Annotated in this window: 10 protein-coding genes; 7 read left to right on the top strand and 3 right to left on the bottom strand. The window is 32.5% G+C overall.

Features of this window, described 5'->3' with window-relative positions; translation table 11 throughout:
* Positions 1–13 precede the first annotated feature (13 nt).
* The 4 genes from C794_RS11045 to C794_RS11030 all read left to right on the top strand — a co-directional run bounded on the left by C794_RS11045 (position 14) and on the right by C794_RS11030 (position 4076).
* Complete coding sequence (locus C794_RS11045; RefSeq protein WP_017797197.1) at positions 14–1120, top strand: glycoside hydrolase family 88/105 protein; 1107 nt, start codon at positions 14–16, stop codon at positions 1118–1120.
* Between the two features lie 28 nt (positions 1121–1148).
* Positions 1149–1682: a hypothetical protein gene (locus tag C794_RS11040; RefSeq protein WP_017797196.1), complete on the top strand. Its 534-nt coding sequence runs from the start codon at positions 1149–1151 to the stop codon at positions 1680–1682.
* Between the two features lie 24 nt (positions 1683–1706).
* The gene (locus C794_RS11035) at positions 1707–2384 is read left to right on the top strand and encodes a rhamnogalacturonan acetylesterase (RefSeq protein WP_017797195.1); all 678 of its coding nucleotides are present in this window, start codon (positions 1707–1709) and stop codon (positions 2382–2384) included.
* A 408-nt stretch (positions 2385–2792) separates the two neighbouring features.
* Entirely contained in the window at positions 2793–4076 is a 1284-nt protein-coding gene (locus C794_RS11030; protein ID WP_017797194.1) for a Gfo/Idh/MocA family protein, read from the top strand.
* A gap of 270 nt (positions 4077–4346) precedes the next feature.
* On the opposite strand, the gene C794_RS11025 is transcribed toward C794_RS11030, so the two are convergent.
* The 3 genes from C794_RS11025 to C794_RS11015 all read right to left on the bottom strand — a co-directional run bounded on the left by C794_RS11025 (position 4347) and on the right by C794_RS11015 (position 7413).
* Positions 4347–5282, bottom strand: a complete 936-nt coding sequence (locus C794_RS11025; protein WP_039819630.1) for an SDR family oxidoreductase — start codon at positions 5280–5282, stop codon at positions 4347–4349.
* 108 nt (positions 5283–5390) lie between these two features.
* Entirely contained in the window at positions 5391–6077 is a 687-nt protein-coding gene (locus C794_RS11020) for a glycosyltransferase family 2 protein (RefSeq protein ID WP_017797192.1), read from the bottom strand.
* Between the two features lie 10 nt (positions 6078–6087).
* The gene (locus C794_RS11015) at positions 6088–7413 is read right to left on the bottom strand and encodes a nucleotide sugar dehydrogenase (RefSeq protein WP_017797191.1); all 1326 of its coding nucleotides are present in this window, start codon (positions 7411–7413) and stop codon (positions 6088–6090) included.
* Between the two features lie 417 nt (positions 7414–7830).
* On the opposite strand from C794_RS11015, the gene C794_RS11010 reads away from it, so the two are divergent.
* The 3 genes from C794_RS11010 (at position 7831) to clpX (ending at position 11788) form a co-directional block, all read left to right on the top strand.
* Entirely contained in the window at positions 7831–8811 is a 981-nt protein-coding gene (locus C794_RS11010) for a tetratricopeptide repeat protein (protein ID WP_017797190.1), read from the top strand.
* Between the two features lie 116 nt (positions 8812–8927).
* The gene (gene tig, locus C794_RS11005; RefSeq protein WP_017797189.1) at positions 8928–10214 is read left to right on the top strand and encodes a trigger factor; all 1287 of its coding nucleotides are present in this window, start codon (positions 8928–8930) and stop codon (positions 10212–10214) included.
* A gap of 296 nt (positions 10215–10510) precedes the next feature.
* On the top strand, positions 10511–11788 hold the full coding sequence (gene clpX, locus C794_RS11000; RefSeq protein WP_017797188.1) for an ATP-dependent protease ATP-binding subunit ClpX: 1278 nt from the start codon (positions 10511–10513) through the stop codon (positions 11786–11788).
* The last annotated feature ends 26 nt before the right edge of the window (positions 11789–11814 follow it).

Below are 11814 nucleotides of genomic sequence, written 5' to 3'. Positions count from 1 at the left end.
AAAGGAGGGTAATATGAATAAATTAATTGAGCTGAATGAGAAGACTGCAATGACATGGGCAGAAAAAGCATGCAGGAGCATTATGAATCAATTTCTTCCAAATCAATTACCACCGCAGAACAAGTGGCATTATCACCAGGGTGTATTTTTAAGTGGAATGGTAGAAGTATGGAGAGAAACTGATAATAAGGAATACTATGATTATGTTAAAGAATATGTTGATAAATTAATAGATAAAGAAGGTAATTTCTTATTTGCTAGAAGTGAATTGGATGCTGTACAACCGGGGTTATTGTTAATAGTATTGTATACTCATACTGATGATAATCGGTATAAAATTGCTGCTGGAAAACTGAGGAATTTACTGAAAACGATTAACAAGACTAGCCAAGGCGGTTTTTGGCACAAAGATAAGTATCCTTATCAAATGTGGCTTGATGGTTTGTATATGGCAGGTCCTTTCGCCATTCAATATAGTCAATTGTTTAATGAACCTGAGCTTATAGACTTGGTATTGTATCAAGAGCAATTAATGCGTGAACATACAAAGAATAATATAAATGGATTATACCATCATGGATGGGATGAAAAAGCCGAGCAATCATGGGCAACTTCTTCTGGTAGAGCACCTGAAGTTTGGGGAAGAGCGCTTGGTTGGTATGCTATGGTACTTACTTATTTTATAGAATTACTTCCAAAGTCACATCCAAAATATGGAGAATTAAAGCTAGTTCTAAAAGATTTATTCGATAGTTTAATCGAGTACCAAGATCAAGAATCTGGTATGTGGTATCAGGTAATTGATAAAGGTCATTTAGAAGATAATTGGTTAGAAAGTTCCTGTTCGTGTTTATTTGTTTATGCCATGGCTAAAGCAGTTAACAATGACTTCGTAGATGGAAAATATATAAAGAGTGCGAAAAAAGGGTATGAAGGTATTTTGAAGAAGTCTACTCAAATAGATTCAAATAATAATTTCGTCTTAACTGATATTTGTATCGGGACTTCTATCGGAGATTATGATTATTATGTAGGCAGAGAAACAATCAATAATGATTTACATGGTGTTGGAGCATTCATATTAGCGAGTATAGAGTTGCATAGATATTTTAAGCTATGAACCATATTTGGAAGGAAGAGGCAACGAAATGTACCGTTTAATAAAAATATTTCTGATTGTTTTGATAGTTATGTTGGTATTGGCTGGATGTGGAGAAAAAAAAGATACTCTAGAGATTTTGTTCTTCTCTCAGATTACTGAAGATATAGAAGATGACGTAATCAATGAACTTGAACAAATTTATCCAGAATCTACTAAGCAGTTTCAAAGTAAATTTTATGCATCTGTCTATGAAAGATTGATCGGTGAAATAGCAGCACATAATGGCGATATTTTAATTGTTGAAGCGGATATGCTTACACCAGGAACATTTGATTCAGAAGGTCTTGTTCCTTTTAAATTAACAGAAGACCGTAAGAATCAGATATCACAAGACTATAAACTAATCTATAAGAAGACAAATGAAGAACAAGTTTATGCTATGCCAATAAATAAGAAATCTGCTTTATTTGAAAATCTTGATATTGAGCTAGATACGGAGTTAGTTGCTTTGGTACCAATTTATAGTGAACATCAAGATTTAGCCGTACAAATAGGAATGGAATTTTCAGGATTTCGATAAGACTACTTTCCATTGGAGGGAACTATGAACCAAATAAATTTGTTTCTTGCAGGTGATTCAACAATGGCTACTTATGATGTAAAAAGAGCCCCACAAATGGGGTGGGGTCAAGTGTTGGATCAATATTTTAATGAACAGGTTAAAGTTTGGAATGAAGCAATGCCAGGCAGGAGTACAAAAACATTTATTCAAGAAGGTAGGCAAAAACGTATTTACCAACTAATAAGGCCAGGTGACTATTTATTTGTTCAATTTGGACATAACGATTCTAAAGTCGACAGTAATCGTTATACTGAACCATTTACGACCTATAAAGAAAATTTAGGGATATTTATCAGTAATGCTAGAGACAAGGGAGCTTTTCCAGTTTTATTAACTCCTGTTCAAAGGAGAAACTTTAGTATTAATGGGAAAATAGTCGATAAACACGGAAATTACCCGCTTGCAATGCGTGATCTTGCAATAGAATTAGCGGTACCTCTAATTGATATTACTAAAAGAAGTACCATTATGCTTGAAAATATCGGACCGGAATTATCTAAACATTTATATATGTGGATTAAAACGGGTGATTATAAATACTATCCTGATGGCAAGGAGGATAATACTCATTTTACTGAACTCGGCGCAAACAAGATCGCTCAGCTTGTAATAGAAGGAATAAAGGATTTACGGTTACCTATTGCAAAGTTTATCAAATAAAAGATATAAAATAATTTGAGGAGGATTTTAATATAAATTGAAAAGCGCTATGCGAATCATCTAGTGGAGATTAAGCGTTACGACTCTACTAAATTATGAGAGAAATTCTTAATGGAGAGGGTGTTTGAATTTGGAAAAGTTATCTTAACGTATACCCATGTGGATTGTATGATTTTTGGAGGAGTTACACTTATGGATGCATCGTTGAAACTCTTGCAAATAAGGCATCAATTTATATGAATTGGCATATTTTAGCTATTGATGGAGGTTGGTTAGCTCGATAATAAAATCACTCATAATTTAATAATTTTTTAGAAGAACAAACTGTCTGGTTCTGTTCAACAAACAAGTAGTGTGAGAAGAAGGCCCCCGTTGAAAGAAGATTAACCTATGGTAAGGAGGATGAATATGAGCAAGAATTATGCATTGGTTGGTACAGGAGGAAGAGCAGAGTTTTTTTATGGAGCAATAGCGAGAGATTTTAAAGAAACAGCAAAACTGGTTGCTTTTTGCGATATAAATACAACAAGAATGAACTATGCGAATCAATTACTTACAGAGAAGTATAATCATCCAGAAATACCATCATATAAATCAAATGATTTTGAGACAATGATCAAAAAAGAAAAACCCGATACAGTTATCGTGACTTCAATAGATAGGACTCATCATCATTATATAATCCAATCATTAGAACTCGGCTGCGATGTTATTACCGAAAAACCGATGACAACAGATGTAGAAAAGTGTAAGCAAATAATGGACACCATCCATCGTACAAAAAACCAAGTACGTGTTACTTTCAATTATCGTTATGCTCCACATAACACAAAAATTAAAGAGCTAATTTCTAGTGATGTTATTGGTGAAGTGTACTCGGTAAATTTTGAGTGGGCTCTAGATACACAACATGGTGCTGATTATTTTAGAAGATGGCACCGAGATAAAAGAAATAGTGGAGGGTTACTTGTCCATAAAGCAACTCATCATTTTGATTTAGTGAATTTTTGGTTAGGAACAACTCCAGAAACGGTATATGCATTAGGTGATTTACGTTTTTATGGTAGGGAAAATGCTGAAAGTCGAGGAATCACAAACTTTTATCAAAGAGCACATCAAAATGAACGAGCGATCAATGATCCTTTTGCAATTAAATTAGAGGCAAATAGTCATTTGAAAGCAATGTATTTAGAAGCGGAGTATGAAGATGGGTATCATCGTGATCAAAGTGTGTTTGGTGATGGAATCAGTATTGAAGACACACTAGGTGTACTAATTAAATATAAAAGTAAAGCGATTCTTAACTATTCTTTAAATGCCTATATGCCTTGGGAAGGATTTATTGTTGTATTTAATGGAAGTAAAGGGAGATTAGAAGTACAAGTGAGGGAACAATCATATATTAATTCAGGTGGATCAAAAACAGATGAAGGAAAAGTAAGGGAAAAATCTATTCGTGTTCTCCCAATGTTTGGCAAACCATATGATGTGGAGGTCAAAGAAGAAAAGGGTGGACATGGAGGAGGAGACCCTTTATTACTTAATGACTTATTTGGACAATCGAAAGAAGATAAATTTAATAGATCTGCAAGTCATACAGATGGAGCAACATCTATTCTTACTGGAATAGCCGGAAATATGTCTATAAATACCGGATTACCAGTTCGAGTTGATGATTTGTTAACATTATAGAAGAACGAAAAATCCCCGCTGAATGAATTTTTGCTTTTGAGAAGATGGAAATTAGTCGAGATAGATGTACGAAATCTAATCGTATAAATAAAAAAGAATAACAAAAAGCAGATGAAATATGATTTAAAACGGTATCAGTTTAAATAATTAATTAAACTAGTTAGGTCCGTATTATTTCATCTGCTTTAATATATTTATTTGAATTGTAGCATCTTTATCTAGTGATTAATAATCATAAAATATATGCTTTCGGGTATTTCTATTCCATTTTTATTTGTTAAACCAATTTACCGTTTTTATCAGTCCATCATCAAAAGATGTTATTGGCTCGTATTTTATAATTTCTTTAGCGCGTTGTATATCAGCCAATGAATGTTTAACATCTCCCGCACGATCATTTGTGTAGGTAGCTGGGATGTTTTTTTCTAAAATTTTGTTAATGCGATCTACTAAATCATTTAATTGTATTTGTGATCCTGTACCGATATTAACTACTTCGCCTTGTAATTTTTTTGCAGTAGCAGCAAGTAGGTTAGCAGACACAATATTATCGATATAAGTGAAGTCTCTTGATTGTGTTCCATCACCAAATATAGTAGGTGATTGATTATGAATAATTGATTCTATAAACGCAGGTATGACTGCGGCATATTTTGAATGCGGATTTTGTCTTGGACCGAACACATTAAAATATCGTAAGGAAATCGTTTCTAATCCGTATATTTCATAGAAAACTTTACAGTATAGTTCACCTGTATATTTACTAACTGCATAAGGTGACATAGGATTAGCGGCCATACTTTCTTGTTTTGGTAGCTTTTTGTTATTGCCATAAGCAGAAGAAGAAGCTGCATATACAAATCGACTGACACCTTCTTCTACTGCAGCATTTAAAAGAGTAAGTGTACCGTTCACGTTTGCATAATTAGATAGTATTGGATTGTCGATTGATTTTGGAACGGAAGGAATAGCTCCTTGATGTAATATTATATCTACATCTTTAATTGCCTTTTTAACAATAGCTTTATTTGTAAAGTCTCCGTTAATTATCTCTACTTGATCACTAATATCTGCTATATTATCTTTATTTCCAGTACTAAAATTATCTAGTAATCTAACCGATTCTCTGTTTGCTACAAGCTTTCTTACTATATTTGATCCTACAAATCCTGCACCACCAGTAACTAAATATCTTGTCAATTTCATTCCCCCTTTTTAATTTGATAGCTAGATCTAGATATACTATGAAAGTTATAAAAATACGTATAGGGGGGATATAATTGATTTCACAAAATAGGCAAATATTTTCTTTATTTACCGGTGGATTATCGTTTTAAAATCATTTGTACAGATAAGATCTGTGCATGCATCCATTAGTTGTTTATCTGTAATTTTCCACGTGTGTTGATTATGAGATTCATTACGAAAAATAACATGATTAAATCTGTCTATAGAATAAATTTTATATCCATTATAAATGCAGTCCTTTTGAAATTTAGCGTCGGAACCATACTTACATCTAATGAAAGACACTTTTGACAACACTTCTTTTTTAAATGTTAGAGTGGAATCTACTACACGATTTGTATATTGGTTTTCTTTATTAGAATGTAAGATGCCAAGAAAATTGCTCTTTTGAAAATATACATAAACCGAACTCTTTCCTATAATATCTACTTGTTTGTTGTTTTGATAAATAGACCAAATGGATTCTAAATAATTAGGGGCATAGTAGTCATCATCATCAAATTTTGCAATATAATCATAAGATGCTTGTTGAGATGCAAACATTTTACACTCGCTAGCTGTATTCCACTCAGGCATTTGAAAAACAGATACATTCGAATAATTCGCAGCTTTGGATAACCATGTGTCTATATTAATGCTATCATTATTTAGAATGATAATTAATTCCTTGTTATCTAAAGATTGTGAAATATAGTTTTGGAAGATGTTTTCCATCATATGGTCTCGATTCGTACAAGTAATAATCGATATCATAAACTATCACCTATTTAGAGATATTTCCGTTGCCCAATAAAAATACTTTAGCATTTCCAGTTAATCCATCAGTTACATTTTTCGTATCATACACTTTTTTTGCGTGATCTAGTATTTCCTGAACAGGAATGGTGGAATGATCTACCAACAAGACAACAATGTCCATTTTTTTCAATAATTGAGGAGTTAACTCCGTACTATAATAAGTTTTTTGGTTGATTTGTACCGATGGAACAAAGGGATCAAAGTACTCCAAACTCTTGTAATTATTTAATAAAGCTTTCATAATTTCTAAAGGTGGAGATGTACGAACATCATTCGAATCTTTTTTATAAGATATTCCACAGATAAGAATATTTGCCTCACTAGTAGGTTTTTCTTCATTAACTACAGTGTTAATTTGATTGATTACATATTGACTAATATCCTTGTTTTTATTCTCTGCCAGAGATAGAAACTGGTTTTGAAATCCATGTTGTTGACCTATCCAAGATAAATACAGAGGATCTATAGGAATACAGTGTCCACCAATTCCAGGACCTGGGTAAAATGGTTGAAACCCATAAGGTTTTGAACTAGCAGCATCAATTGCTTCCCATAAATTTATATTTAGTTGGTCGCAAAGCATAGCCAATTCATTAATAAAGGATACATTAATAAAACGGTAACTATTCTCCAATAATTTACATAGTTCAGCTATTTCAACAGAAGAAGTTGGGATTATTTCATTAAATACATTTTGATAGAAATCGGATATCATTTGCAGACAATCCTCAGTTATACCGCCAACTACTTTAGGGATTTCTTCTACTTTCAATGTGTTATTCCCAGGATCAATCCTTTCGGGAGAATATCCTAGATAGAAATCTGTTCCTATCTGTAATTTACTTTTTTCTAATATAGGTAGGAGAATATCACGAGTAGTTCCTGGATAAGTGGAACTTTCTAAAATAACTAACTGATTAATTTGCAGTCTTGGATAGATCTCTTCACTTGCATTTTTTATATAACTAAGATCAGGAATTTGATTGTTCGTTAAAGGGGTTGGAACGCAGATTACGATAATATCTAGTTGACTTATGACATCATAATTTGAAGTGAATATAATATTATCAGATTGTAGCGCTTCATGTAGTTCTTTGTCTTTAACATCTGGGATGTAACTTTTTCCGTCCTGTAGTTGGTTAATTTTAGATTGATTAATATCAATTCCAGTAACTTGATATCCTTTGTTTAAGAATAATAAAGCTAGAGGAAGTCCGACATAACCCATGCCAATTACACCTACTTTTGATCTTACATAGGAATTGTTTGTTATATTGTTTGTTTTTTTCATAGTTGACCTCCTAATAAATATACATTCAATTAATCAGCTTCTGTATTTTATAGATTTTTAATTGTATTAGGAACGGCTGCTACCTATTGGTATTACTGGTTTCATCCATTATGTAAAAGGTTAAAAGAAAAAATAGGGAAATAGTTTAGTAGAGATATAAGTTAACTTTTTAATTTTTGGAATGAGGAAAACCAATAATGATGATGAAGTCGAATCTTGTAAGAATTAATCACCTAATTAGAAGTTCTGTCTACTGGCAGGATTTAAATAAGAAATTCTAGAATGTATTACATACATCAAATGGTTTTATGTATTAATTTAATGAAGTTATGTAGCTATTTTTAATATGTTTAAGTTATAATTTATTAGGGTATATATAAATATTGTTAATTTGTATGTAGAGAGTGAGGTGAAGGAATGAGTTATAAGGAAGTAGATAATGTGGTTTTGTTTCCTTCTGTTAAAAAAACACTTGAGGATGAAAGTTTGAGAGCATTACAGGAAAAACGTTATGAAGAAGCTTTGGATAAGCTCAACCACTTAATAGAATATCATGCAAGTAGTCATGAGATATACATAGGAAAATTAATGTGTTTAATGGAGTTAGGAAATTATAAAGATGCACAAGATCTTTGTGAAGAGCTGACAGCAAATAAAGATGAGCATTATTATCATTACTTACATATTTATTTGACGATTTTGTTTCAAACTAGTCAATATGAAATACTTATGGAACAAGTGGAATATGAATTTGAACAAAATAATGTACCAGAACTCTTGCGGGAACCATTTCAACAATTATATGAAATGAGTCAAAGTATGAAGATAGATATTCAAAATGATTATTCTTCTATTCATATTGATGAGTTACATCAAGCAATTAATCAAGATCAACATAAAAAACAATGGCAACTTATTAAAAAAATAAGAGCATTAAAGGTAAGCCCTACATCTGATATGTATCCATTACTAGAAAATAGTCAAATACATCCTGTTGTGAAGACATCTATAATGCAATGGCTGGTTGATTGTAAAGTTAGTGAAACTATTTCAATACATAAGTTTGATGTGAGTTTAGATATTACACCTAATCAGATAAGTAAGATAGAAGATTTACATGAATATCAATTGGCTAAAAAAGAGCTTGAAATTAGGATGGTAAATAATCCATCTATGCAGCAGCTGATTGAACAGCTTATTTACCGTTATTTTTATGTGATCTATCCTTTTAAAACGTTGAATGAAGAATTGGATTTATTTATCTCCGCAGCAATTAACTTAGCAAAACGTTATCTTCAAATGGATATAGGTATTGAAGAAATAAGTGAAGATGTTAAGAAATGGATGGATTCTATTCAAATGTGTGACTCTTTATATTTAAGTATCATTGAAGAATAGCGTAAAATGCTTGAAACCATTAGCATTTATGTTATAATGAGATGGTTGTAAATAGCGATCATTCCATTAATGAAAAACAAAGAAATTTGTATTATAGATTTTGGAGGGAATTAATAATGACAGCAAATTGGGAAAAACAAGAAGGTAATAAAGGTGTACTAACTTTTGAAGTATCTGCTGAAGAATTTGAGCAGGCACTAAATCAAGCCTTCAAAAAAGTATCTAAAGACGTTCAAATTCCAGGATTTCGTAAAGGGAAAATTCCTCGTGGAATCTTTGAAAAACGTTTTGGTGTAGAAGCACTTTATCAAGACGCGGTGGATATTGTATTACCATCTGCTTATACAAAAGCAATAGATGAAACAGCTATCTTCCCTATCGCTCAACCTTCAGTGGATATAGAGCAAATTGAAAGAGGAAAAGAATTAGTCTTTACTGCTGAAGTTGAAGTGAAACCAGAAGTTAAACTTGGCGAATATAAAGGATTAGAAGTAGAAGAAGAATCTGTTGAAATTACAGATGAAGATGTAGAAAAAGAGATTGAAAATGTAAGAGAGCGTCATGCTGAATTAATTGTAAAAGAAGACGAAGCAATTGAAGATGGCGATACTGCTGTAATCGACTTTGAAGGTTTCCAAGACGGAGTTCCTTTTGAAGGTGGTAAAGGCGAAAATCATTCATTAGAAATTGGTTCTGGTCAGTTTATTCCAGGATTTGAGGAGCAACTTGTTGGTAAGAAAGCTGGAGATGAAACTGAAGTTACTGTTACATTCCCAGAAGAATATCATGCAGAAGATTTAGCTGGTAAAGAAGCTGTATTTAACGTGAAGATTAATGAAGTAAAAGCAAAAGAATTACCAGAACTTGATGATGAATTTGCAAAAGATGTTGATGAAGATGTCGAATCTTTAGATGAATTGAAAAAGAAAAAACGTGAAGAGTTAGAAACAAACAAAAAACAAGAAGTTGAAAATAAAAAACGTGAAGAACTCATTCAAAAAGCTTCAGATAATGTTGAAGTAGAAATTCCTGAAGCAATGGTAGATACAGAAGTAGATCAAATGGTCCGTGAATTTGAACAACAGCTTCAAATGCAAGGGATGACATTAGATATGTACGCGCAGTTCTCTGGTCAAGATAAAGATGCTTTAAAAGAACAAATGCGTGAAGATGCTGCAAAACGTGTGAAAACTAATTTAACACTAGAAGCTATTTCTGAAGCAGAAGATATTAAACCTTCTGATGAAGACATAAAAGCAGAACTTGAAAAAATGGCTTCAATGTATGGAGCTGAAGTTGATCAACTTGTACAAATGCTTGGTGGAAACACAGAAACATTGGAGAATGATTTGAAAATTAGAGCAGCAATTGACTTCTTAGCTGAAAACAGCAAGACTAAATAACAATGACAGTTGGATAGAAGACAAGGTGCGATTTTTGTCGCACCTTGTCTTTCATGTTTCTAGTAATTATATGGATAATTCGGTAATGATTAAACATATAGTGGAAGTGGAAATAATTATTTGTAAAATTGTTGACTTTTTATTAAAAAAATCCATAATGAAAGAACAGACTTATTTATCACTGACAAATGGGAGACACTAAAAGGTATATTGTTTTGTTTTTTATTTTGTATCTGATATGATGACTATAAAAGTTGATTGCTGAACGATTTCAGCACGTTTAGGGGTGAAAAGTAATGTTTAAATTCAATGAGGAAAAAGGACAACTAAAATGTTCCTTTTGTGGAAAAAGTCAAGAGCAAGTGCGTAAATTAGTTGCCGGACCAGGCGTATATATATGTGATGAATGTATAGATCTCTGTACTGAAATCGTAGAAGAAGAATTAGGTACAGAAGAAGAAATGGAAATGAACGACATTCCAAAGCCAAAAGAAATTTGCGATATACTTGATGATTATGTAATCGGTCAAGATAAAGCAAAAAAGAACCTTTCTGTTGCAGTATATAATCACTATAAACGCGTGAATTCTGGAAAAGGCAATGATGAGGTAGAAATTGCTAAAAGTAATATTGCAATGATCGGACCAACAGGTAGTGGTAAAACATTACTAGCTCAAACATTAGCTAGAATTATTAATGTTCCATTTGCGATGGCAGACGCAACTTCTTTAACAGAAGCTGGTTATGTTGGGGAAGATGTTGAAAATATTCTTCTAAAACTAATTCAAGCTGCTGACTATGATGTAGAAAAAGCGGAAAAAGGTATCATATATATAGATGAGATTGATAAAGTAGCTCGTAAATCTGAAAATCCATCTATTACACGTGATGTATCTGGTGAAGGTGTACAACAAGCATTACTAAAAATTCTTGAAGGTACAGTAGCTAGCGTTCCGCCACAAGGTGGTAGAAAGCATCCACACCAAGAATTCATTCAAATTGATACAACAAATATTTTATTCATCGTTGGTGGTGCATTTGATGGTATCGACCAAGTAATCAAACGTCGTTTAGGGAAGAAAGTTATTGGTTTCGGTGCAAATGAAAAACAAGAGGATTTAGACACTGGTCAATTACTTTCAAAAGTATTACCTGAAGATCTATTACGTTACGGTCTAATTCCAGAGTTTATCGGCCGTATTCCAGTTATTGGAAGCCTTACTCCATTAGACGAAAAAGCGTTAATTGAAATCTTAACTAAGCCCAAAAATGCGTTAGTAAAACAATATCAAAAATTATTTGAGATTGATCATGTGGATCTTGAATTTGAGGAAGAGGCACTTCAAGAAATTGCAAAGAAAGCAATTGAGCGAAAAACAGGAGCTAGAGGACTACGATCCATTATCGAAGGTATTATTGTTGATGTGATGTTTGACATTCCTTCAAGAGAAGACGTAGAGAAATGTATCATTACAAAAGAAACGGTTTCTGAGGATGATGGTAGTCCGAAACTTGTATTTCGAGACGGCACAGTAAAACTTGGGAATGAAAAACTACCAAAAGAAAGTGCTTAATACAAATTAGGACGGAGATGTAGCAG

Origin of the sequence: Oceanobacillus kimchii X50 (genome assembly GCF_000340475.1) — a bacterium.
In the GTDB taxonomy this organism is placed as follows: domain Bacteria; phylum Bacillota; class Bacilli; order Bacillales; family Amphibacillaceae; genus Oceanobacillus; species Oceanobacillus kimchii.
The sequence above is the reverse complement of the archived record's forward strand: the minus strand, read 5'-3'. Positions and strand labels throughout refer to the sequence as shown.